Raw genomic sequence first — 24,045 nt, 5'->3', positions numbered from 1 at the left:
CTTAACCATGGTACATACGAGGAAAATACTCACTAATTTTGTCGTTATCAAATAACTGGTCTACAGTGAAATCAATGGTATCAGATACCGCAATTCCATGGCGCAATTCTTCAGGAAAGTCTTCAATTGAAGCATAAATAGTCGGCATCAAATAACGAAAATAATCCCCCATCTTAGTTTCACCTTCATAGCCGACAGGGTAATCATCTCCAGGGTTATTGCCTTCTATCGCTTGATAAATAAAAAAACCTTTATTGACTGTCAGATTAGTATCACTGTAATGTCCCGAAGTCATTAACTCATTTTCTATGCACTCTTCAACTTCTTTTTTCGAAGATAGATGTCGATAAAGATATGATGAATATAAATCTAAAATAGTTGAGCCACCTTTATTGAGGGGATAATTTACAAAGGTTGCTGATTCTTCCCACATGTATTCATTTAAATCATTCAAAAGCTCTGTAACATTATTAATCGCCAATAACGATTTAGGTAAATCACCAAAACCATTATTAATCATGACAGCGATTTTTCCGTTTTTATCCATGGCAAACCAAGTAAAAACCGAACCAAAGCTAGGTTCCCAGTTAATATCTAACATACTCATTTATCTACTCCTGTTGGCCATGTAACTAGGCAATTGTCACATGTTTCTTTTATTGCTTTTAGCGGAATTGTTTCTTTTCCCCAAACCTCTCGAGGCCTGACCGCTTGGGTAAACCGGATATTTTCTGGCTTAACTCCTTGACGGATCAACGAGTCTGCTGCTGATACCTCAGCACAAGCACCAACTTTATTTTTACAAAATGTTGTATATTCACCTATTTTAACACCAAGTTGTTTCTCAACATAAATTACGGTGTTCTTGTTCAGCATTTCAGCTGAAATTTTACCATCACTGTATCCAATAGCGATCTTACCCGTTACAGAATCATACGCACCTATCATAGTGGCTGTATTTGCAGCCTGCGTCTTAGACGGAATTCTATTTATCTCCGCAATCAGTTTATTAGTCGCAGAGGCATGCAACTGCTCTTTTTCTATGATGGGGGTTAATTTTGAGATATTAAGCTTACCAGATGTTAATAACTCTTTTGAGGTAGTTGGTATTGCATTTTTTAATGATTTAAGGGCCTCCTCAGAGTTTGCTACAACCTTAATGCCAGCTCCCCCAATTGCGGCTGTCGATATAGCAGCTTCAGGTGCGGCTATATCGGCCGCTACTAAGCCTAGCTTAGTAGCGCAAAAACTGACGCTGGCTTTACATCCAGCGAAGCCTAATTTTAGCCCTTCCGCAATTTCTGGAGTTGCTGCAACAACTATTTCACCTCCGAGTATGATGACAACCCCCCCAACGGCAACTAAGCCCACCACTCCTGCAGCTTGTTCTCTTGCGGCAACTCTTTGTGCAGCAGCTTTATCTCCTTTAGCCGCCGCCATCATATCCAGATTGTTCTCTATAATGATTTGCTGTAACTGATGCTCTGTATAATTATATGTATAAACCAATTCAGCAGAATTAGCGGCAGAAAAAGCGCCTTCCGGCTTATGGGTAATTAATGCCCCTGCAAATCCACCTAATACTTTAGTGAATTGAGTTTTGGCGTCATTACCCTTGATAGCATCTTGTAGCAATGCGAGTTGTCTTTCTTGCTCATTGATATATTTGGGCTCAAACAATTTACTGTTCAATGAAATTGCAGCTAATTCTGCTGCTAACGCACCAACAACTGCACCTTTGGCATCTCCCCCTGCGATTTCGGCACTCACCCCTGCAACAACTGAGTGACTTAATAATTTGCCTGTATGCCCTAAAATTTCTCCGTTATCACCGATTAACTTTGCACCTTCCGCATTCACCTGATTGCCAATATTACTGAGTAAGGCACTCTTAAAGTTATCGGTAAAACTGCCACCTTGGATCGTGGTATTCACGGTTGAACTAATCACAGATTGCGCGGCAACACGCTGAGCAACCTTATTCCAATCCCCATTACTTAATAAAGGTAACTTAGCATTCCCCGGATTCCCTTTTGTCCATCCCATTTTGACATCTAAACCATTAAGCGCCCCGGAGATCACCATTTGAGCAACAATAGATTTAACTGTTTCGCTTTTACCTAGTGAATTAAGCGCTTTGGATAGGTTTCCTTGGTTTTCAGCCAGTGCGATCGCTGCTTGTGTTGAAAGAGCTGTCATACCAGAGTAAGCCGCGCCTGATATCACTGCAGCACTCGTACCACTACTCCCCGACGCGGCCCAAGCTGCAAATTTTGTTGCTGTACCTGACGTCATCGCTGCAACAGTTATCATAATCAGCGCAGCAGCAACCGGGTTTAAACTCTGGCTTTTATAATCCCAACTGTCATAGGCGTCTTTAACTAAGTTCCACTGCACATCTTCATGGTCTTTTAAGCCTGCAAGCCACTGTGTACCTTCTGTTTGACCAAGAGCCTCTAAGGCATTTTCTAGGCTCTGACCATTTTTCGATTTAACATCTGCAGTGATCCCTTTATTCGCATCAACTGTTAGTTTTCCACCAATATGCAATGCAGGTAAAACCCATTTATCTGAGGTATAGCCTTTATTACGTTGGGTGATATAAAAACCGTTAGAATTTGTAATCACCTGTTCAAATTGCGAATTTTTGACCGCTTTAAAATTCACCTTACCCGTTTGGCTGGTGATTTTGGCATTCTTGCCCGCATTAATTTTGGTCGCTTCTAATGTGACATCATCCTTGGCATACAGATTAATATCGCCACCAGCAGTAAACTCAGTGACTTTATTGGTCTTATCACTGCGTGTTTTTCTCACTTCCTTTTTCGTAATACAAAGCGTCCATCTATTGCATTTCTTTTTATACTCTTCAAAATAACTGCTTTCTTCCATGGCTTGGGCATAGAGATAGCCACCTTTTGCGGCAATATCCATCGCACCTTTGGCAACGAGACGAGACGCTTGGAACAGAATGCTCCCCTCAGACAAAATGGTCAGGGTTTTACCACTGTTAATTTCAGTGCCAATTTGGCGATATAACTCTTCAAATTTTTTCCCTGACTGCTTACGATAGTTCGTTTTGACCGACTCTAAGCGTACATTTCCACCGCTTGAGAGTGTGATGTCATCTAGGGATTTGATTGTGCTACCTTGTGCAGTGAGTGCGCCATTGGAGGCCAGAGTGACGCCTTTGTCACCGGAAAGTGTCGAAGTGACATAACGTACATCTTGGTTATCTTCATTGGGGTTGGGAATGGCAGAGTAAGCGGTAGCGGTTAATTTAAGATCACGGCCTGAAAGTACAATAATTTTGTCTTTGGATTGGAGATTAGCCGACTGCAAGTCAATATCACGGGCTGCATTTAACGTGATATTGCCATTTGCGATGAGTTGAGAGCGTAGCTCTGAGTAGCGATTGGTCTTAAATACATTGTCGACATCTTTAATCGCTTTAGAGCCTAACAAAATATCTTGGCCTGCATTGAATGTCAGTGATTTTCCACTGTTGAAGGCAATGCCATGCGCTTCAATATTTTTACCAGCGGTGAGGTTTATTTCCCCTGAACTTGCCCAATTTCCTGTTTTTGTGAGTAACGCATTGATATTGGCGGCAGGCTCTGAAGCCGCGAGTTTCATTAAATTAGATTCATCACGACGAATAAAAATATTGTCATTAGCACTAAGGGTAAGTTTATTCGTTTTGGCTAACTGCGCATTATCAAAAGTGATATTTTTACCCGCTTGGATATGTAACGAGTTTGCGGCATTGAGAACCGGGGGCGATAACTCATTGTCTTTAAAGGCAGAAACGGGGTTTAGACTGTATTGAAGATCGCCATTTTTGGCAATTAAGGTGCTGTCTTTAGCCGTTAAATTAACCTGTTTGAGATTAAGGTCGTTGTTGGCAATTAGGCTTTGTGATTGTTTTGCAACCAGTTGTGCATCATGAATATTGATGTTTTGACCAGCGATAATAGACAGATCATTTTCAGACTGTAAGTTGGTAGAAATATTTATATTATTAGAATTTAAGACAATATTTTTTGCAGTAATGGCAAAAGATGCATTACCTACTTGTACTATTTTTGCTATGGGCTTTTCAGTATTAGGAAGTTTACTTTCAAGATTAATGGCGTTTTTAAAATCAAGAACAACATTATTTCCAGCAGATATCGTTTTATAATTTAAGGCTTCGGGAGCCCAAGAATAAAGTTTATCGATTAATTTAAAATCTACCGGCTCACTAACATAAAAAATATCATAAGTTCCGTCATCATCACTTTCATCTGCAAATTTTCCTAAATCTGCATTAGATGTATCATATTTATACCAAAGATTTAACTTGCCTGAGTTAAAAGAGGATATTGATGCATTTTGTCCTGTCAATATCACATTGTTTTTTGCTGCAATTTTTCCAAAGTCGCTAACTAAATCATTTGCATTAATATAGGCATTCTTTCCTGATGCGATACCCCCAATATTTCCCAAATTCAAATACTGTTTTCGTTCAACATTAATGCTGTCACTGTTGATCAAATCCATCTCCCCAAACCATTTTTTATAGGGAAAATCTTCTAATCGAGGGTAGAGTGAAATAATTGATACAACTCCCTGCCTAGTACCAAAAAAGGAAGATACATAAGTGCCATTTTTGTCACTGGTAGTCGCATCTATATTGGAAATTTTTATTGGGGATGCCATTGCTGTATTTGTTAGTTTCTTAGTCCGAACAACTAAATCCCCTGTATTGGTCTTTATCGTCCCTGACTTATTCTCAATCAAGGTACTCAAATCCCCTTTGGCATTTTTTTGCATCCACAGATTATCTTGTGCTTGAATAAGCGCACTATTGCCCGTATTGCTTATTGAATCAGCAAAGACACGCATATCTTTGCCTGCGGTAATTTGACCATTGTTGATAAGAGTATTGGTGGCCAATGTGATGTCTTTGGCGGCATTCACGTTGACATTAGCGTTAATGTGCAGGTTTTTGGTGCTGATATTGATGTCTTTTTTCCCTTGAATATTGCCTGCAAGGGTAATTTTGCCATCGACGGTTAACGTCAGGTCATTTTGGTTGGTTTGCACATTGCTGAGGTTAATCCCAACCCCTGATTCCGTACTGACCAATTTCACTTGATTGACATACATTCCACCCAGTGCTTTGGTATCTACGGAAATACTGGGTTTTGCCCCTTCACCCGCAATCGGTGTTACGGTGCCTTTTTGAAAATCAACACGGTTGGTGCCTTGCATCAGGGTCAGGTTCTTGGCTTTGATTTGCCCATTCAATTCGGTGGCACGGCTGATAATATCGGCATAAGTTTGCGCTTCGGTATTCATGCCATTGGCACCGATAACCACACTGCCTTTTTTCACCTCAACCGCAGATAAAGCCCCCTTGTTATCCTGAATAGGTTTTCCCGTGGTTAAGGTAATCGCAGGGGTATTCACAAAGCTACAGCCATTGCAGGTAATCCCATTCGGGTTAGCAATTAAGACATTCGCCCCTTTGCCTGCTACTTCCAACTTACCTTGTAATTCTGAGCGGTTACTGCTGGTAACTTCGTTGATAATCAGATTGGCGGCATTTCCCTTTAAATTGGCATTGGCTTTGATTTGCCCTGCAATTTGGGAATTTACATTAGTGGTGGCGTTATTGAGTACCGCACCTTGTTTATCCACATTAAATTGTTGGAATTTATTGTGTGATATCCCCGCCCCATTCGGCGTGGCGATATTAATAATCGGGACGTTATTTTGTTGGCTGATTTGGGTATTTTTATCGGCCGCCGTCATGGCTGCTCCCCAAGCGGGATGTAAGGGGTAGACAACGGTTAAGAAAATAAGGGTATAACTTAATAACCGTTTAGGCTGTGAAGGCAATTGTTCATTTAGCATAAATAATCCTTTAAAAACGTAAAGCTACAGAGAGAATGAGACCGACCAATAAGCCGACCAATTGTCTGGTTTAAGTTGTGAGGGATAATGCAACGGTTTACTGAGTAGAAACTGAGAATAAAACAGGCTATTACCAATAAAAGAGAGGCCAACGGCTCCGCCGGCTAAAGTGTCAGGTTCAACATGGTATTTATCTGAGGCAATAAACCCGTAATCTAACGCGCCGATAAAACGCAGTTGCCCAATTGCCGTATTGGCGATGTCTTTATTAATTTCATTACGCCAATAGCCACCTCGGTTACCACTCAAAGATTGCTCATGGTAACCACGGACAGAATACTGACCTCCAATACTTATGCGTTCAATGCCGTATAAGTTATCGGGCGAATATTGACCGTAAAATGAGGTTAAATAAGTCAAACCATTGGGAAAAAAATACTGATAACTGCTACTTAGACTGAATTTGCGGTAATGGCTGCGCGGTGAGTCTTTCGCGAGGGTGTCCGGTGATGCACCAAAGGCGGATATTCCCCATTCAGCGGCAAGGTTAAACGTGAAGTAACCTTGTCCAAGCGTGGTGCTGTACTGCGGGGTAAATGAGAGCGAGGTTAAAGTTGGGCTGCTGATACTCAAGGTTTGGGAAGCTAACTGGGTGTTGGCATTTTTATGTTTTAAGCTACTTTGCAGTGTAAGCCGTTGCTTCCCATCGCGATAAATTAAGCGGCTGATATCAAGCTGCTGATTGGTATTTTTGCCTTCATAACGATATTGCTGCCCCGATGCATAAAACGGTTGTAACGTACTGTTACGGTAAAATTGGTAACGGTATGACCAATAACCATAAGGGACATTCACATTCGCAACGATATAACGGTTATGGTGGGATACACTTCCATCCATATCGGTATTGGCCGAGACTGACCACTGCTCACCAAACCCTAATGGGGAATCTACCGTTAAACCGCCGGTAAGCAGCTGTTTTCCCGTTGCCTCCATACCCGAGTTATCGAGATTCAACTGGCTCGTGATAGGCCATTTTTTCCCTTGTTGATGAATAATAACCCGAGAATAGCCATTTTGGCTTCCTGGTTGGATATCGATAGTGTACTCAGCGGACGATAACCGGTTGAGTTGCTCCAACCCTTGTTCAATATGCCGTAGATTTAATATTTTGCCTTGTTGATAAGGAAATATTTGATGAACTAAACGCTCAGGGGAATTTTCAATCTCGATAGTTTCAACATGCCCTTCAATCACTTGTAATAACAATTGATGTGAGGATAAATCTTGCTCTGGAATGATGGCCTGAGAGGTTATAAACCCCTGTTCCATATAGTAATTAGTCACATGTTTGGTGAGCTCATGTATTTCACCTAGCGTGAGGCAGCGTTTTAAGTAAGGTGAGGTTAACTGAGTCTGAGTTTTACTGGTGAGTTGTGTGGCACCGACAAATTGGATCTTATCGACCGGGAAACAGATTTCATCTTGGCCGTGTTTGGAAAAAGTATCATCAACGGTGATTACATTGTGTTTTTCCAATAAGTTACGTTGGATTAACTCTGACTCTAACCGTTGTTTTTGTTCAAATTGAACACTTTCCTGTGCAGAGGGGAGTAGTTGATTTTCTGTGTAGCCATAGGGCGAAATTATGAATAACGATAAATATAATAAACGCCACAGAATGCGATAATTTGTCATATTATTTAAATTTTCGTCACGAACGGTAAATTTATCGTAATGTATCTTATTCTTACTAACTATTTTTAGATAAAAAATATTCACCATGACTAAAATTTAATAGTTTCATGTCTAATGCGGTTTTTTTATGTTGTTTTCATTCCATTATTTCGGTTAATGCTTCATTAACAATAAAATTTAATATTGCACACTGAAAATCAATCGATTGATTTTATTAGAAAATAATTTACTGAAGAATTTGTCACAAGTAGCCCTGCAGGTAATTTCGCAATTGTAAAAAGGATATGACAGTGGGGAATTTAGAACTTATCTAATGAGTAAAAGTGAAGTTCGATTGCAGTGAATCTACAGGGAAAGGGAATTATTCAAGTGATAACTATACTCTAAATAATTCGAATTGTAGGAAAGCACCAATTGAAGATAGTCAGATGAGCATACATCAGTATGTGACCCAAATAACCGAGATATGACCAATATTTAAATTTCTAAATAGTTCGAACTCTAGCAAGGCGGCAATTGAGGATAGTTTGGGGAGCATACATCAATATATGACCCAAATAGCCGAAAGAAGCCAACACAGCTAGAGCTCGAAATATGACGAAAATTTAGGCGCTTTTCCGCTTATTCATCTCACTATAATCTGGGCTCTCTAAAGCGATTAACTCATCCAACAACGCGGTCAATTGCTGCATTTTCTCTGGCGAAAAAGCCAGCTCGATTTTTTGATAACCTTCTTCCACTTCCTGCCGTGCTTTGTCATACAGCTCTTGCCCTGCTGGTGTCAAAGAGACATATAATTTGCGCTGATCATTCAACGGTTTTAAGCGGAAAATTAAACCTTCGCGCTCCATACGGGTTAGGATCCCCGTTAAACTTGGGCGCAGAATACAGGTTTGGACTGATAATTCATGAAAATCAATTGAACGCTTATCAGCTAAAACGCGAATGATACGCCATTGCTGTTCAGTCAAATTATACGACTTTAATATCGGCCGGAAAAAACCCATTGCGGTTTCCCTTGCCTGCAATAATGCAATTGTCAATGATTCATGCATAAGCTTAAAACTCACCACTTAATTAACGTTATTTAGCCTAATTTAGGTATTTTATGGCGGCTGCCACAGTGCTTTATTGGCACAATGCTTTAGTGAAACCTTTGGTTATCACCATGAATTTCTACATCGCCAATTTGCCTTATTCAAGAGTAGCACGGTCAAATAACAATCTCAAAGAAAAACCATAAAATATTAATGAGTAAATAATTTAAAATCCAACTTTAAAGTTAATTTTTTGTAAATCAAAAAAAATTGAAAAAATAATAAATTCATTTATAACAGTATCTTACAAAAAGATAACTCAATTATGTTAATGAGATCACAATTAAAATTAACATTTCCATAAACCTATTGCTAATTTAAAAATTATACTTTATTAATATATTAATAATTACTCGAAAGTTGAATTCTTTTCATTAAGGAGTTGTCAATGAAAGGCACTGTATTTGCCGTTGCCCTCAATCATCAAAGCCAGCTTAGCCACTGGCTTGAGGCATTCCAGCAAGCCCCTTATAAGACCCCACCAAAAACCCCTGTGTGGTTTATCAAGCCGCGTAATACACGTATCAATTCAGGTGAACAAATTTTGCACCCTGTAGGTGAAGAAGTGCAAAGTGGTGCTACGCTTGCTTTGGTGATCGGTAAAAATGCACGCAAAGTCAGTAAAGAGGATGCTCATCAATTTATTGCTGGGTTTGCGCTGGCAAATGAAGTGAGCTTGCCAGAAGACACCTTCTATCGCCCTGCAATTAAAGCAAAATGCCGTGATACTTTCTGCCCAATCGGTGAAATGGTGGCTACTTCGCTAAATACTCCTGTTGATATCATCACCCTAGTGAATGGCAAAGAAGTGGATCGCTGGTCAACAAAAGATCTGATCCGCGATGCTAGCGAGTTAGTGGCTGCATTAAGTGACTTTGCCACCTTAAAGCAAGGGGATGTGATCCTGCTCGGAACGCCACAGCAACGCGTCACCATCAAACCCGGTGATGACGTGGTTATCCAAGCGGAAGGCTTTCCTAGCCTGAAAAATACCGTTGTGGCAGCAGGAGGAAAATAATGTCTACGATAACAAAACGCGCCAAAATCCTTTTTAAAGGCACTGAATATTCCGTCACCGTTGGTGATAACGAAGCCATTACGTTACCTAATGGGGATGTAGTCACGGGTGATTCTCCTGATGTTGAATGGTTACCTCCTGCTCAAGGGACGTTATTTGCCCTTGGTTTGAACTATGCAGACCATGCCGCAGAGTTAGAATTTAAGCCACCTGAAGAGCCTTTAATTTTCTTAAAAGCAGAAAGCAGCTTAACGGGCCACCGCCAAGTTTCTGTTCGCCCTGATAATGTTGAATATATGCATTATGAGTCTGAGTTAGTGGTGGTGATTGGAAAAACGGCTCACAAGGTCTCAAGAGAAGATGCCATGGATTATGTCGCAGGTTATACCGTGTGTAATGACTATGCGATCCGTGACTATTTAGAGAACTATTATCGCCCAAATTTACGTGTTAAGAGCCGCGATACCTTAACGCCGATCGGCCCTTGGATCGTCGATAAAGATGCCATTAAAGATCCCCATAACTTGGCTTTATACACCTATGTTAATGGTGAATTACGTCAAAAAGGCACCACTGCCGATCTAATTTTCGATATTCCCTTTTTAATTGCTTACCTCAGTGACTTTATGACACTGCAACCGGGAGACATGATTGCGACAGGGACACCAAAAGGGTTGTCTGATGTCGTGCCGGGTGACGAAGTCATTGTTGAAGTTGAAGGTGTTGGCAAACTGATCAACACCATTATCAGCGAAAAAGACTATGAGGAACGTGTGTAATGACTAAGATTAATCATTGGATCAACGGTAAAAACGTTGCTAGCAAAGACTATTTTGAAACCACCAACCCTGCAACGGGTGAAGTACTCGCTGAAGTCGCAGCGGGTGGACAAGACGAAATCAACCAAGCCGTTGCCGCAGCAAAAGACGCATTTCCAAAATGGTCCAATACCCCGATGAAAGAGCGCGCTCGCTTAATGCGTCGCCTTGGTGAATTGATCGACGAAAATGTCCCGCAAATTGCAGAAATGGAAACCAAAGACACTGGTTTGCCTATTCACCAAACTAAAAACGTGTTGATCCCACGCGCTTCACACAACTTTGAATTCTTTGCTGAAATTTGCCAGCAAATGAATGGCCGTACTTACCCTGTTGATGACAAGATGATGAACTACACCTTGGTTCAACCTGTGGGTGTCTGTGCGCTGATTTCCCCATGGAACGTGCCATTTATGACCGCAACATGGAAAACCGCCCCTTGTTTAGCATTGGGTAATACTGCGGTTCTGAAAATGTCTGAGTTATCACCATTATCAGCGAATCGCCTTGGTGAACTGGCTCTGGAAGCCGGTATTCCAGCAGGCGTTTTGAACGTGGTTCAAGGCTACGGTAGCACTGCGGGAGATGCTTTAGTCAAACACCATGATGTCCGTGCGGTTTCCTTTACTGGGGGCACGGCTACTGGCCGCACTATTATGCAAAATGCAGGCTTGAAAAAGTATTCCATGGAATTAGGGGGTAAATCACCGGTACTGGTCTTTGAAGACGCGGATATTGAGCGTGCACTAGACGCTGCCCTGTTTACGATTTTCTCCATTAATGGCGAACGCTGTACGGCTGGCTCACGTATTTTCATCCAAGAAAGTATCTATCCTGAGTTTGTTAAACGCTTTGCAGAACGTGCAAACCGCTTGATCGTCGGTGACCCGAATGATCCGAAAACCCAAGTGGGTGCATTGATCAGCCAGCAGCACTGGAACAAAGTTTCGGGTTATATTCGCTTAGGTATGGAAGAAGGCGCAACCTTGTTAGCGGGTGGCCCAGACAAACCGACTGATCTACCTGATCATCTCAAAGGCGGTAATTTCTTACGTCCTACCGTACTGGCTGATGTCGATAACCGCATGCGTGTTGCACAAGAAGAAATCTTTGGGCCTGTGGCTTGTTTAATTCCGTTTAAATCTGAAGAAGACGGTTTACGCATGGCAAATGATATTGAGTACGGCCTTGCTTCGTATATTTGGACGCAAGATGTCAGCAAGATTTTACGTTTATCACGCAGTATTGAAGCTGGAATGGTGTTTGTTAACACCCAAAACGTGCGTGACCTGCGCCAACCATTCGGTGGTGTCAAAGCCTCCGGTGTAGGCCGTGAAGGTGGCGAGTACAGCTTCGAAGTGTTCGCAGAAATGAAGAACGTGTGTATCTCCTACGGAGACCACAACATCCCTCGCTGGGGTGTGTGATTCATAAATTTATTTTATTTATCAATTAGATACCCATGAAAATTTGAACTGTAAATGATTCATGATAAATAATAGCTACAACAAATTATGGGTAAACTCGTTCCTTACCCTAAATAGTTTGAGTTGTAGCTAGGCGGCAAGCGAAATCATCCCTATGAGCATACATGAGTATGTGATTAGGGTGGTTTTGTGCGGCCAACACCGCTACAGCTCAAAATATAACGGGTAAGAGAGGATGAAATGGGTAAGTTGGCACTCGCCGCAAAAATAACACACGTCCCATCCATGTACCTATCAGAACTACCAGGTAAAAACTTTGGATGCCGCCAAGCCGCTATCGATGGGCATAAAGAAATCAGCCGCCGCTGCCGTGAATTAGGCGTTGATACCATCATCGTTTTTGATACGCACTGGTTAGTCAACAGCGCCTATCACATTAACTGTGCTGACCACTTTAAAGGTATTTACACCAGTAATGAACTTCCACATTTTATTCGCGATATGGAATATGAATACGATGGGAACTCGGTATTAGGCCAAATGATTGGTGAGGAAGCGCGTAAGTTAGGTGTTCGTGCTCAAGCTCATGAAATCCCAAGCTTAACCCTTGAGTATGCGACATTAGTTCCTATGCGCTATATGAATAGTGACCGTCACTTTAAAGTTATCTCAATTTCAGCATTCTGTACTTCCCATAGTTTTGAAGACAGCCGCAAATTAGGTGAAGCCGTACTAACCGCGATTGAAAAATACGATGGCACCGTCGCTGTATTAGCGAGTGGTTCATTATCACACCGCTTTATTGATGACCAAAAAGCCGAAGATGGCATGAACAGCTACACGCGTGAATTTGATGAGCAAATGGATAAACGTGTCGTCAAACTTTGGCGTGAAGGTCGTTTTGAAGAGTTCTGCAAAATGTTGCCTGAGTACGCAGATTACTGCTATGGAGAAGGCCATATGCACGACACTGTGATGCTGCTAGGTATGTTAGGTTGGGATAAATACGCTGAGAAAGTGGAAGTTTTAACTGACTTGTTTGCCAGCTCAGGCACAGGGCAAATCAATGCCGTGTTCCCACTGCCAAGCTATATTACTGATAAACAAGCTGTCACCGCATAAGGAATTGTTATGCCTCATTTTTATGCAGAATGTACAGAAAATATTCGTGATGAAGCTCAACTACCTGAGCTCTTCGCCAAAGTGAATGAAGCCCTCGCGGGAACCGGTATCTTCCCATTAGGTGGCATTCGTAGTCGTGCTATTTGGCTGGATACTTGGCAAATGGCCGATGGCAAGCACGATTATGCTTTTGTCCATATGACGTTGAAGATCGGTGCTGGGCGCTCTCTTGAAGATAGGCAAAAAACGGGGGAAATGATTTTCGACCTGATCAAAACCCATTTTGCCGATTTAATGGCAAAACGCTACCTCGCACTGTCTTTTACCATGGAAGAGCTTGATCCTGTTTTAAATTATAAACAGAACAATGTTCATGCCTTGTTTAAGGGCTAAGAGTTTAAAGCTTTATTCTTCGTTTTATTGAGAGGGCAAGATGGTTAAAAATTTCGATAAACACATACCGCACTACTTGATTCCATTACTGGGGTCATTAGTGGCATTCGGTCCATTGTCTATCGATATGTACCTCCCTGCCCTCCCTCAAATGGGAATTGCATTACAGGCCACTCAAGGGCAAATGCAGTACACCCTTGGGGCTTTTTTTGCTGGTTTCTGCGTGGGAATGCTGTTTTATGGCCCATTAAGTGACCTTCTTGGCCGGCGGAAAATGTTGTTAAGTGGCCTTGCCATTTTCACTATTGCCAGTTTGTTATGCGCACAAGCCACCAACGCAAATACCTTGATTGTATTCCGAGCGCTGCAAGCTTTTGGTAGTGGAGCGGCCATTGTTATGGCTAGGGCGATTGCAAGGGATGTTTACCCTGCTCATGAACTACCTAAAGTGCTGTCATTAATGACACTTGTGACCATGATAGCGCCATTACTGGCACCGCTATTAGGTGGTTTTTTACTCGTTCATTTTCAGTGGCAAGTGATTTTCTATTTGCTGGCAGTAATTGGCTTGGCTTCGGTGTGTGCGATTTTTTTCTTACTCCCTGAAACGTTAACCCACCAGCGCGGTTCTGAAAATATACTTTGTGTCGCTTTTAAGAATTATGCACAGGTGCTCACAGACCGAGAAGCACTGAGTATTATTGGCACCATGGCATTCTCTTTTGCCGGTATGTTTGCCTTTATCAGTGGCTCACCGTTTGTGTACATCAATTATTTCGGTGTTTCTGAACAACATTATGGTTTGCTGTTCGGTTGTAACATCTTGGGGATGATTGTCATGTTGTTGTTGAACGTTAAACTGCTAAAAACCTATAGTTTAACGCGCATACTGACTATGCAAAGTGGGTTTCAATTAGCATTTGGTCTGCTGTTACTCATATTTTACCAACAAAGTTTGCCCATAATTGTTATTCTAGTCGTGCTGTTCTTATCGATGGTCAATGCTATCGGCACCAACAGTTTGTCACTATTACTGCAACATCGCGGGAAAATTGCAGGAAGTGCCAGTGCACTTGCTATTTCTATTCAGTTTGCCTTAGCGGCTGTCGCCAGCGTTGCAGTTTCTGTATTACAAGATGAATCCCCATTCGCTATGGCACTTGTTATGGCGCTGTGTGCCGGGTTAAGTTTTGTTAGCCAACAGCTATCAGCTAAAAATATCCGCCCACAAGTCCAATCAGTGTCTTCGGAGAACAACGAAAAATGAGCATAAATACCAATTCTACATTATTTCGCCAACAAGCTTATATCAACGGCCAATGGGTTGATGCCCAAAATAAAAGTGTGTTTGAGGTCACTAACCCAGCCAATAACGAAGTTATCGCTAACGTCAGCAATGTCGGTGCTTTAGAAACCCAACAAGCTATCGAAGCCGCAGAAAAAGCCCTGCCTGCATGGCGTGCTAAAACCGCCAAAGAGCGCAGCCAAATTTTAAACAAATGGTTCCGTTTAATGATGGATAACCAAAAGGAATTGGCCGAATTACTCAGTGCTGAGCAAGGTAAGTCGATCACTGAATCGATGGGAGAAATTGCCTACGGTGCCAGCTTTATTGAGTGGTTTGCTGAAGAAGGTAAACGAGTGTATGGGGAAACCATTCCATCACCTCTGCCAGGACGTCGTCTGGTGACGATAAAACAGCCCGTGGGTGTGGTTGCGGCTATCACGCCATGGAACTTCCCAAATGCCATGATCACTCGCAAAGTCGGCCCTGCGCTTGCAGCTGGCTGTACGATGGTATTAAAACCTGCGGCAGAAACACCATTATCTGCATTAGCATTGGCAGCGTTAGGAGAAGAAGCCGGTATTCCTGCTGGTGTATTTAACATTGTCCCAGGTACGGATGCTAAAGCTATTGGCGGCGTGATGACCTCTAGCCCAATCGTTCGTAAGCTCACGTTCACGGGTTCAACACGAGTTGGTAAATTGCTGATGGAACAGTGCGCTAACACCGTGAAAAAAATGTCTCTGGAACTCGGTGGTAACGCGCCATTTATCGTGTTTGATGATGCCGATTTAGATGCAGCAGTACAAGGCGCTTTAGCGGCTAAATTCCGCAATAGTGGGCAGACTTGTGTGTGTGCTAATCGCATTTTAGTCCAAGAAGGCGTTTACGATGAATTTGCGGCTCGTTTAGCAAAAGCCGTGAATGAACTGAAAATCGGCCCTGCCACACAAGCAGACTCACAGCAGGGTCCTCTGATTAATCAAGCCGCAGTCGATAAAGTCACTGAACATATTGCTGATGCTGTTTCCCACGGTGCAAAAGTCATCGCTGGTGGTAAATCGGCAGAATTAGGTGGCTTGTTCTTTGAACCGACCGTTATCACTGGCGTCACTGAAGCCATGAAAGTCGCTAAAGAAGAAACATTCGGCCCACTGGCACCTTTATTTAAATTCCGCGATGAGCAAGAAGCGATTGATCTTGCCAATGATACTGAATTTGGCTTGGCATCTTATTTCTATTCAAAAGATATCGGGCGTATCTACCGTGTTGCTGAGGCATTAGAAAGCGGCATGGTGGGTATTAATGAAGGCATTATTTCAAATGAAGTGGCCCCATTTGGTGGCATTAAGCAGTCAGGTCTGGGGCGTGAAGGTTCACGCTACGGAATCGAAGATTACTTGGAAGTGAAATACCTCTGCTTTGGTGGTCTTTCCAATTAGTTAAATTGAGTACCGCTGGGTACGCATTCAATTTACACCTTGAATAGTCCGAGTGCAGCAAAGCGCTTTAGTGCAGCGCTGCTCTCGAAATAGAATAGGTGAATAGGAGTATTAACAGCATGTTACAAAAAGATGTCATATCACAAATCGCGCAGCGCCTAAATCAGGCTGAAAAATCACGTGAGCAAATCCGTCAGATCTCACTCGATCACCCAGAAATGACGATCGACGATGCTTACGCTATCCAAAAAGAGTGGGTTGGCGTGAAAATTGCTGAAGGACGTGTGCTAAAAGGCCATAAAATTGGGCTAACATCCAAAGCCATGCAGGCAAGTTCACAGATTGATGAACCTGATTACGGTGCGCTTCTTGACGATATGTTTTTTGATGACGGCTGTGATATTCCAACAGACCGCTTTATCGTACCGCGTATTGAGGTTGAATTAGCATTCGTACTGGCGAAACCATTACGCGGGCCAAATTGCACCATCTTTGATGTGTATAACGCGACTGATTATGTGATCCCAGCCCTTGAGCTGATCGATGCGCGTTGTCATAACGTTGACCCTGAAACCAACCGCCCACGCAAAGTGTTCGACACCATTTCAGATAACGCAGCAAATGGCGCGGTAATTTTAGGTGGTCGCCCAATCAAGCCTCGCGATTTGGATATGCGTTGGATTAGCGCCCTTTTATATCGTAATGGCGTCATTGAAGAATCTGGCGTGGCAGCCGCTGTACTCAACCACCCAGCAAATGGCGTGGCATGGTTAGCAAATAAATTAGCACCGCATAATGTGCAACTTGAGCCTGGTCAAATTATCTTAGGTGGCTCATTTACACGCCCTGTTCCGGCTCGTAAAGGTGATGTGTTCCACGTTGATTACGGCAATATGGGTTCAATTAGCTGCCGCTTCGTGTAAGGAAAATGGCATGGATATTTTAGAAAATAAATTTAAGAAAGCACTAAAAAGTGGTCAACCGCAAATCGGTTTATGGCTTGGCTTGTGCAGCCCATATAGTGCTGAATTACTTGCTGGTGCAGGCTTCGACTGGTTATTAATTGATGGTGAACATGCACCAAATAATGTGCAAACGACATTATCTCAATTACAAGCGATCGCCCCTTATCCGTCACAGCCCGTGGTACGGCCACCGTGGAATGATCCGGTGATCATTAAGCAATTACTGGATATTGGCGCACAAACCCTTTTGCTACCGATGGTACAAAATGCAGAGCAAGCCAAGCAAGCTGTGCGCGCAACACGTTACCCGCCAGCTGGGATACGCGGTGTCGGCAGTGCTTTGGCACGTGCTTCTCGTTGGAACCGAGTACCAAATTATTTAACCCGTGCCAATGATGAAATGTGTGTGATAGTACAGGTTGAAACCCGTGAAGCCATGAATAACCTTCCCGATATCCTAAAAGTTGAAGGTGTCGACGGTGTGTTTATCGGCCCTGCGGATCTTAGCGCAGATATGGGCTTCTCAGGGAACCCTAACCACCCTGAAGTCAAAGCCGCAATCGAAAAAGCGATTTTACAAATTCGTGAGGCTGGCTTGGCACCCGGTATTTTAATGGCAGCCCCAGATGTCGCTGAACATTATCTTAAACTCGGCGCACTATTTGTTGCCGTCGGGGTTGATACCACGCTACTAGCACGTACCGCAGAAGCGCTAGCAGCAAAATTTGGTAAAACCGTCTCAGAGGTGGCCTCGAGTACACCAAGCGTTTATTAATTATAACTGTCTCTAAATAAGTTAATTTTAACCCTACAGACAAATAACTTAATTAGATAAATAAGAAATCAATATCGCAACATTGGGCAGACAGCACCATGACTGCCTACTCGTCCCTTGTACCTATAATAATCTGTAAAAGAAAGAATTGAGGGCCCTACAATATGAGTAATCAACAACTTGCAAGCACTAACCCTGCTGAACAACATAAAAATTTAACCGAACCGCAGCAGCGAGTGATTAATAAGTTATTTAAACGTCTCATTGTATTTTTATTTGTGCTATTTGTTTTTTCCTTCTTAGATCGTATTAATATTGGCTTTGCGGGTCTAACCATGGGGAAAGACATCGGCCTAACTTCCACCATGTTCGGCTTAGCCGCCACCTTGTTCTATGCCACTTATGTGATTTTTGGTATTCCAAGTAACATCATGTTGGGGATTGTTGGTGCTCGCCGCTGGATAGCCACCATCATGGTACTTTGGGGTATCGCTTCTACAGCCACCATGTTTGCCACAGGGCCAACCAGTTTATACGTCCTACGGATGTTAGTGGGTATCGCTGAAGCGGGCTTCTTACCCGGGATTTTAGTTTATTTGACTTACTGGTTCCCTGCCTATTTCCGCGCTCGTGCTAATGCCTTATTTATGATTGCGATGCCAGTCACCATGGCATTCGGCTCACTCGCATCCGGTTATATTCTAGGTATGGATGGCATTTTAGACCTAAAAGGTTGGCAATGGCTGTTCCTACTAGAAGGTTTCCCATCCGTGATCCTCGGTGTGCTAGTTTGGTTCTATCTTGATGATTCGCCGAAAAAAGCTAAGTGGTTGACCCAAGAAGACAAAGACACACTGCAAGAAATGATGGACCAAGACCAGCTGGAACTCGTACAGCCACATGGTTCCAAAAGCCATACCGCATTGCAGAACAAAAGCTTATGGAAAGAAATTTTCACCCCAGTGATCTTAATGTATACCGTCGCTTATTTCTGTTTAACCAATACGTTAAGTGCGATTAATATCTGGACCCCGCAGATCATGCAAAGCTTCAATGAAGGCAGTAGTAATGCCATGATTGGGCTATTAACTGCAATCCCACAGTTTTGTACTATCTTAGGAATGATCTATTGGAGTCGCCGTTCTGATAGGTTACAAGAACGGAAAATGCATACTGCACTACCGTATTTATTTGCGGCCGCAGGATGGGTGCTCGCTGCGATGACAAGCCATCCCGTCATTCAATTGATTGGTATTATTATGGCCTCAACAGGTTCATTTACTGCGATGGCTGTATTCTGGACAACCCCAGATCAATCAATCAGTTTACGTGCTCGTGCCATCGGTATTGCGGTTATCAACGCAACAGGTAATATAGGTTCCGCCGTCAGCCCACTCCTTATCGGTTGGCTGAAAGACCAAACCGGTAGCTTTAACTCTGGCCTCTATTTTGTGGCAGGCCTATTGGTGGTCGGTGCGCTGTTAGTCATTGCTATCCCAATGAAAAACTCAAGGCCAAGGGCAACACCTTAAACGGTAAAACTGTTGAGTTTTAATAAATTAAGTGCTGCAACAGATTGGAAAAGTTGAATTTATTTAATCCGTCCCCTAAATATTGTTCAAAATAATTCAAGTTGCAGCTAGGCGGCAAGCGACGATATCTCGGGGAGCATACATGAGTATGTGACTCGAGTAGCGGAGTGCAGCCAACAACGCTGCGGCTTGAAGAATGAAGAACAATTCGAGTTGCAGCTAGGCGGCAAGCGAGTTAGTCTCGGGGAGCATACATAAGTATGTGACTCGAGTAGCGGAGTGTAGCCAACAACGCTACGGGTCGAAATATGACGGGCATGATAACTAACATAGACATCAGTACAGACTACGACGAAACCCAAGGCACCGACGACGTCCACTACCAAACCTTTGGCAATATGGCGGCCTTCTTTGGTCGTGATATGCAAGCGCATCGCCATGACGGTTTCTTCCAATTGCACTATTTGGTTACGGGCCATATTACTTTGCAGCTCGATGAGTCGCGCTATTCCGTTCAAGCCCCATTATTTATTCTTACGCCCCCATCCGTTGCCCATGCATTTTTCACTCAAGAAGACACTGATGGCCATGTATTAACCGTAAGACAGGATTTAATTACGCCATTACTGGGGTCGTTATACCCAGCAAATCCCGACTTAGTGGATATTCCGGCTATATGTTTATCTGTTGCTGATAAACCTGATGATATCGATACCTTTAACCATTACTGGGCATTGATGGCGCGTGAATCGGCTAATAACTATATAGGTAAAGACCAAGCCCTCGCTTCTTTAGCCCAAGCGCTGTTTACGTTTCTACTGCGCTCGATTCCACTTGATGAACATCCAACAACGGGGGTTCGAGGCGAACATCGTCTATTCCAACGTTTTAATCAGCTCATTGATTTACATTATCATGAACACCTTGCGGTACCTGAATATGCCAAAAAACTTGATGTCACAGAGTCACGCCTTAAAGATATGTGCCGGCGGTTTGCTAACCGGCCACCGAAAAGGTTGATTTTTGACCGAATATTGCGTGAAGCTAAGCGGATGTTACTGTTTTCCGACAGCCCCGTTTCAGAAATTGCCTACCAGCTCGGTTTCAAAGACCCCGCCTATTTTGCGCGATTTTTTAACCGATTAGTCGGGTGCTCTCCTAGCCTATGGCGAGAACAAAACATTCATTAAAGAGAGGCTTAGTGATTTTATCCGTATTTTTAGGTAAAAATCATCAATGCCTCCTGAACGGTATATCATACCTACTTCTAACCTATCTCTACAAACCACTCTTCAAATAATTTTACATTTTAAAAACATTTTTGATATCTTATAAATTTTGTTTTAACTTTATAAAGATGCTAATAATGCTTAACAAAAAGTGAATATGAAGATTAAAAAAAGAACAAACAACCCAATGTAAAATATTAATATTAATATAATAACTATTTAATTAATGATTAATAATCAATGCAATGTAAGATAAATAAAAATTTACATTAATATCAAAACATCGAGATGATCACATTTCTTTCACAAAACACAGCTCCCAACGAAAAGTACCAGCAAACCTTTAGAAAGTCTCTTTAAAACTCCCTCGTAAAGCGATTCAATTAAGAAACACAAAACAAACATAAAATTAACATATTTCGCTTGCAACCTTTGTACCCTATCAATGCAAGCCCTCATTGTGAGATAACGAGGTAGACATGAAACCAGAAGATTTTCGTTCCGATGCTAAACGCCCTTTTAATGGCCAAGAATATTTAAAAAGCTTACAAGATGGCCGCGAAATCTATATTTATGGCGAGCGCGTAAAAGACGTCACCACTCACCCTGCTTTTCGTAATTCAGCTGCTTCTATAGGACAATTATATGATGCGCTTCATGATAAAACGACTCATGACCAACTTTGCTGGAACACCGACACAGGCAACGGTGGATACACTCACAAATTCTTCCGTTTCGCTAAAAGTGCCGATGAACTGCGCCAACAGCGTGACGCTATCGCAGATTGGTCACGCCAGAGCTACGGATGGATGGGACGCACTCCAGACTATAAGGCGGCATTCGCCAGCTGTTTAGGTGCAAACCCTGAATATTATGGTCAATTTGCAGATAACGCGCGCAATTGGTACAAGCGCATTCAAGAAAGCGGCCTGTACTTTAACCATGCGATTGTTAACCCGCCAATCGACCGCCATAAGCCTGCTGATGAAGTGAAAGATGTTTATATCAAACTCGAAAAAGAAACAGATGCAGGGATTATTGTCAGTGGAGCCAAAGTCGTTGCGACTAACTCGGCATTGACGCATTACAATTTTATCGGTTTTGGTTCCGCACAAGTGATGGGCGATAACCCTGACTTTGCCCTGATGTTTGTTGCCCCAATGGACGCAGACGGTGTGAAATTAATCTCACGTGCATCTTATGAATTAGTGGCTGGCGCAACAGGCGCACCATTTGATTACCCACTTTCCAGCCGTTTCGATGAAAATGATGCCATCTTGGTGATGGATCACGTGTTAATTCCATGGGAAAACGTCCTGATCTACCGTGACTTTGACCGTGCACGTAATTGGGCTGTTCAAGGTGGATTCGCACGTTTATTCCCATTACAAGCTTGTGTCCGCTTAGCGGTTAAATTAGACTTCATTACCGGATTGTTACAAAAAAGTTTAGAATGTACAGGTGTTATTGATTTCCGAGGTGTACAAGCAGATTTAGGTGAAGTGGTTGCGTGGCGTAACCTGTTCTGGTCCTTGACTGACGCAATGACCTCTGAAGCGCAAGCATGGGAAGGCGGTGCTTATCTACCCGATACTCAAGCCATCCAAACTTACCGTGTTATGGCACCAATGGCTTACACCAAAATCAAGAATATCATTGAAAGTAACGTGACAAGTGGCCTGATTTACCTACCATCAAGCGTTCGTGATATGAATAATCCAGAAATTGATAAGTATTTAGCTAAATATGTTCGCGGCTCTAATGGGATGGATCACGTTGAACGTATCAAGATCCTTAAACTTATGTGGGATGCAATCGGTAGTGAATTTGGTGGCCGCCACGAACTGTATGAAATTAACTACGCAGGGAGCCAAGATGAAATTCGCCTGCAATGTCTGCGTCATGCACAAGGTTCTGGCAACATGAAAGCCATGACAGATATGGTTGATCGCTGCTTATCAGATTACGATCAACACGGATGGAAACGTCCACACCTGCATAACAACAATGATATTAATCAGTTAGATTCGCTGCTGAAATAATCGGCAGCAGGAGGTCAATATGTCTTTAGAAAATGAACATCGCCTGCGTTTCAGAGATGCGATGGCAAGTCTTGGTGCAGCAGTGAACATAGTCACCACGGATGGTACTGAAGGTCGTTGTGGAATTACAGCCACTGCAGTCTGTTCAGTTACGGATACGCCACCAACTTTGATGGTCTGTGTTAACCGCAATAGCGCTATGAATGCGGTATTTCAAAAGAATGGCCGCCTGTGTGTGAATGTGCTGAGTCATGACCAAGAAGAGTTAGCGTGCCATTTTGCTGGAATGAAAGGTTCCACGATGGAAGAACGTTTTAGCTGGAATGTGTGGGATAACGGTATTTTACAGCAACCATTATTGAAAAATGCCCTCGCTAATCTTGAAGGCGAAATCACGCAAGTTCAGGACATTGGTACACACTCTGTCTACATGGTTGAAATGAAACAAATCATTGTAAATGACACAGGGCATGGGTTAGTTTACTTTAAACGTAAATTCCACCCTGTTATGCATCAAATCCTTGAGCCAACCGCTTAATAACTCACAGATATCGATTAAATAGCCTCGACTTTAAGAGGCTATTTTTTTATCCACGCTTTTTTCTTAGATAAAACCACATCTTAATACTGCATCTAACCTGACTTTCATTCTTTTCTGATTGCATAAGCCACAAGGCTCTTATATTTTTAATTCAAGCTACATATCATGGAGTTAAAAGGCACTCAAATGACCATCACACTTATTGTTGTATTTATTTTGCTATTATTGGCCGTAGGCTGGGGGGTCTCAATTTATAACCGCCTAATCAACGCCCGTAATCAAGTCAGCAACCAATTTGCTAATATTGATGTTATTTTAAAGCAGCGTGCAGACCAAATCCCACAACTCGTTACCATTACAGAAAAAGCGATGGAACATGAGAAAGCATTATTTACCTCATTAAGTGATGCACGCCAACGCTATTTTAATGCCCAAAATATGAATGAAAAAATTGCGGCATCAAATGAAATGAACCGTGCACTCAGCAGTCTTGTTGCCATTGCAGAAAACTACCCTACGTTGATCTCTGGAGAGCAATTCACACAACTACAAATCGCCTTAAGTGAAGTTGAAAATAAAATTGCTCAACGACGTGAAAGCTTTAATGATGCAACAACAGAGTACAATACCGCGATACAAATGTTTCCAGATAGCCTGATTGCGAATGCCTTTCGTTTTACAGCTCTGCCATTACTTGATATTTCTGAAGATGAGAAAAAATATCAAGGTGTCCAATTTAAATGATGTCAGTGTAAAGGTA

At 42.5% G+C, this 24,045-nt stretch carries 18 protein-coding genes; 14 read left to right on the top strand and 4 right to left on the bottom strand.

The features are described 5' to 3' along the window. Window position 1: 1 nt before the first annotated feature. The 4 genes from M1F26_RS03835 to hpaR form a co-directional block, all read right to left on the bottom strand. The gene (locus M1F26_RS03835; RefSeq protein ID WP_140172140.1) at window positions 2-607 is read right to left on the bottom strand and encodes a hypothetical protein; all 606 of its coding nucleotides are present in this window, start codon (window positions 605-607) and stop codon (window positions 2-4) included. Then, window positions 604-5,901, bottom strand: a complete 5,298-nt coding sequence (locus tag M1F26_RS03830) for a DUF637 domain-containing protein (RefSeq protein ID WP_318837652.1) — start codon at window positions 5,899-5,901, stop codon at window positions 604-606. The genes M1F26_RS03835 and M1F26_RS03830 overlap by 4 nt, the downstream gene beginning before the upstream one ends. Before the next feature lie 24 nt (window positions 5,902-5,925). Then, window positions 5,926-7,599, bottom strand: coding sequence for a ShlB/FhaC/HecB family hemolysin secretion/activation protein (locus M1F26_RS03825; RefSeq protein WP_318837651.1), 1,674 nt, complete (start codon window positions 7,597-7,599; stop codon window positions 5,926-5,928). Window positions 7,600-8,204: 605 nt separating this feature from the next. Beyond that, window positions 8,205-8,654: a homoprotocatechuate degradation operon regulator HpaR gene (gene hpaR, locus M1F26_RS03820; protein WP_110592370.1), complete on the bottom strand. Its 450-nt coding sequence runs from the start codon at window positions 8,652-8,654 to the stop codon at window positions 8,205-8,207. 430 nt (window positions 8,655-9,084) lie between these two features. Here hpaR and M1F26_RS03815 point away from each other — a divergent pair, with 430 nt between their 5' ends. The 14 genes from M1F26_RS03815 to M1F26_RS03750 all read left to right on the top strand — a co-directional run bounded on the left by M1F26_RS03815 (window position 9,085) and on the right by M1F26_RS03750 (window position 24,029). Beyond that, entirely contained in the window at window positions 9,085-9,714 is a 630-nt protein-coding gene (locus tag M1F26_RS03815) for a fumarylacetoacetate hydrolase family protein (RefSeq protein ID WP_096864818.1), read from the top strand. Next, on the top strand, window positions 9,714-10,493 hold the full coding sequence (locus M1F26_RS03810) for a fumarylacetoacetate hydrolase family protein (RefSeq protein ID WP_140172138.1): 780 nt from the start codon (window positions 9,714-9,716) through the stop codon (window positions 10,491-10,493). Before M1F26_RS03815 ends, M1F26_RS03810 begins: the two co-directional genes overlap by 1 nt. Further along, window positions 10,493-11,959: a 5-carboxymethyl-2-hydroxymuconate semialdehyde dehydrogenase gene (hpaE, locus tag M1F26_RS03805; RefSeq protein ID WP_094962174.1), complete on the top strand. Its 1,467-nt coding sequence runs from the start codon at window positions 10,493-10,495 to the stop codon at window positions 11,957-11,959. Before M1F26_RS03810 ends, hpaE begins: the two co-directional genes overlap by 1 nt. A gap of 240 nt (window positions 11,960-12,199) precedes the next feature. Continuing rightward, entirely contained in the window at window positions 12,200-13,081 is an 882-nt protein-coding gene (gene hpaD, locus M1F26_RS03800; RefSeq protein WP_004905296.1) for a 3,4-dihydroxyphenylacetate 2,3-dioxygenase, read from the top strand. A 9-nt stretch (window positions 13,082-13,090) separates the two neighbouring features. After that, window positions 13,091-13,474 carry a 5-carboxymethyl-2-hydroxymuconate Delta-isomerase gene (locus tag M1F26_RS03795; protein WP_004905302.1) on the top strand — a complete coding sequence of 128 codons (384 nt, stop codon included), beginning with the start codon at window positions 13,091-13,093 and terminating at the stop codon, window positions 13,472-13,474. A gap of 40 nt (window positions 13,475-13,514) precedes the next feature. Next, complete coding sequence (locus tag M1F26_RS03790; RefSeq protein ID WP_004905316.1) at window positions 13,515-14,741, top strand: Bcr/CflA family multidrug efflux MFS transporter; 1,227 nt, start codon at window positions 13,515-13,517, stop codon at window positions 14,739-14,741. Further along, complete coding sequence (locus M1F26_RS03785) at window positions 14,738-16,201, top strand: NAD-dependent succinate-semialdehyde dehydrogenase (protein WP_094962173.1); 1,464 nt, start codon at window positions 14,738-14,740, stop codon at window positions 16,199-16,201. The genes M1F26_RS03790 and M1F26_RS03785 overlap by 4 nt, the downstream gene beginning before the upstream one ends. Before the next feature lie 119 nt (window positions 16,202-16,320). Next, the gene (gene hpaH / locus M1F26_RS03780) at window positions 16,321-17,124 is read left to right on the top strand and encodes a 2-oxo-hept-4-ene-1,7-dioate hydratase (protein ID WP_004914311.1); all 804 of its coding nucleotides are present in this window, start codon (window positions 16,321-16,323) and stop codon (window positions 17,122-17,124) included. 10 nt (window positions 17,125-17,134) lie between these two features. Then, window positions 17,135-17,941, top strand: coding sequence for a 4-hydroxy-2-oxoheptanedioate aldolase (hpaI, locus tag M1F26_RS03775; protein ID WP_140172137.1), 807 nt, complete (start codon window positions 17,135-17,137; stop codon window positions 17,939-17,941). Between the two features lie 164 nt (window positions 17,942-18,105). Next, entirely contained in the window at window positions 18,106-19,473 is a 1,368-nt protein-coding gene (gene hpaX, locus M1F26_RS03770) for a 4-hydroxyphenylacetate permease (protein WP_094962172.1), read from the top strand. 308 nt (window positions 19,474-19,781) lie between these two features. Then, window positions 19,782-20,663, top strand: coding sequence for a 4-hydroxyphenylacetate catabolism regulatory protein HpaA (hpaA, locus tag M1F26_RS03765; protein ID WP_140172136.1), 882 nt, complete (start codon window positions 19,782-19,784; stop codon window positions 20,661-20,663). Window positions 20,664-21,181: 518 nt separating this feature from the next. Continuing rightward, complete coding sequence (gene hpaB, locus M1F26_RS03760) at window positions 21,182-22,744, top strand: 4-hydroxyphenylacetate 3-monooxygenase, oxygenase component (protein WP_140172135.1); 1,563 nt, start codon at window positions 21,182-21,184, stop codon at window positions 22,742-22,744. A 19-nt stretch (window positions 22,745-22,763) separates the two neighbouring features. After that, complete coding sequence (gene hpaC, locus M1F26_RS03755) at window positions 22,764-23,282, top strand: 4-hydroxyphenylacetate 3-monooxygenase, reductase component (RefSeq protein WP_042846858.1); 519 nt, start codon at window positions 22,764-22,766, stop codon at window positions 23,280-23,282. Window positions 23,283-23,471: 189 nt separating this feature from the next. After that, a complete protein-coding gene (locus tag M1F26_RS03750) occupies window positions 23,472-24,029 on the top strand; it encodes a LemA family protein (protein ID WP_140172134.1) in 558 nt (185 codons plus the stop codon). Window positions 24,030-24,045 lie beyond the last annotated feature (16 nt).

The organism is Providencia sp. PROV048 (genome assembly GCF_033688165.1).
In the GTDB taxonomy this organism is placed as follows: domain Bacteria; phylum Pseudomonadota; class Gammaproteobacteria; order Enterobacterales; family Enterobacteriaceae; genus Providencia; species Providencia hangzhouensis.
Note: the sequence above shows the minus strand (reverse complement) of the source record. Positions and strands in the feature narration are given on the sequence as shown.

Excerpts from the sequence above, each read along its gene's own strand:
- M1F26_RS03835 (WP_140172140.1), bottom strand. The coding sequence starts at position 607 with ATGAGTATGTTAGATATTAACTGGGAACCTAGCTTTGGTTCGGTTTTT.
- M1F26_RS03830 (WP_318837652.1), bottom strand. The coding sequence starts at position 5,901 with ATGCTAAATGAACAATTGCCTTCACAGCCTAAACGGTTATTAAGTTAT.
- M1F26_RS03825 (WP_318837651.1), bottom strand. The coding sequence starts at position 7,599 with ATGACAAATTATCGCATTCTGTGGCGTTTATTATATTTATCGTTATTC.
- hpaR (WP_110592370.1), bottom strand. The coding sequence starts at position 8,654 with ATGCATGAATCATTGACAATTGCATTATTGCAGGCAAGGGAAACCGCA.
- M1F26_RS03815 (WP_096864818.1), top strand. The coding sequence starts at position 9,085 with ATGAAAGGCACTGTATTTGCCGTTGCCCTCAATCATCAAAGCCAGCTT.
- M1F26_RS03810 (WP_140172138.1), top strand. The coding sequence starts at position 9,714 with ATGTCTACGATAACAAAACGCGCCAAAATCCTTTTTAAAGGCACTGAA.
- hpaE (WP_094962174.1), top strand. The coding sequence starts at position 10,493 with ATGACTAAGATTAATCATTGGATCAACGGTAAAAACGTTGCTAGCAAA.
- hpaD (WP_004905296.1), top strand. The coding sequence starts at position 12,200 with ATGGGTAAGTTGGCACTCGCCGCAAAAATAACACACGTCCCATCCATG.
- M1F26_RS03795 (WP_004905302.1), top strand. The coding sequence starts at position 13,091 with ATGCCTCATTTTTATGCAGAATGTACAGAAAATATTCGTGATGAAGCT.
- M1F26_RS03790 (WP_004905316.1), top strand. The coding sequence starts at position 13,515 with ATGGTTAAAAATTTCGATAAACACATACCGCACTACTTGATTCCATTA.
- M1F26_RS03785 (WP_094962173.1), top strand. The coding sequence starts at position 14,738 with ATGAGCATAAATACCAATTCTACATTATTTCGCCAACAAGCTTATATC.
- hpaH (WP_004914311.1), top strand. The coding sequence starts at position 16,321 with ATGTTACAAAAAGATGTCATATCACAAATCGCGCAGCGCCTAAATCAG.
- hpaI (WP_140172137.1), top strand. The coding sequence starts at position 17,135 with ATGGATATTTTAGAAAATAAATTTAAGAAAGCACTAAAAAGTGGTCAA.
- hpaX (WP_094962172.1), top strand. The coding sequence starts at position 18,106 with ATGAGTAATCAACAACTTGCAAGCACTAACCCTGCTGAACAACATAAA.
- hpaA (WP_140172136.1), top strand. The coding sequence starts at position 19,782 with ATGACGGGCATGATAACTAACATAGACATCAGTACAGACTACGACGAA.
- hpaB (WP_140172135.1), top strand. The coding sequence starts at position 21,182 with ATGAAACCAGAAGATTTTCGTTCCGATGCTAAACGCCCTTTTAATGGC.
- hpaC (WP_042846858.1), top strand. The coding sequence starts at position 22,764 with ATGTCTTTAGAAAATGAACATCGCCTGCGTTTCAGAGATGCGATGGCA.
- M1F26_RS03750 (WP_140172134.1), top strand. The coding sequence starts at position 23,472 with ATGACCATCACACTTATTGTTGTATTTATTTTGCTATTATTGGCCGTA.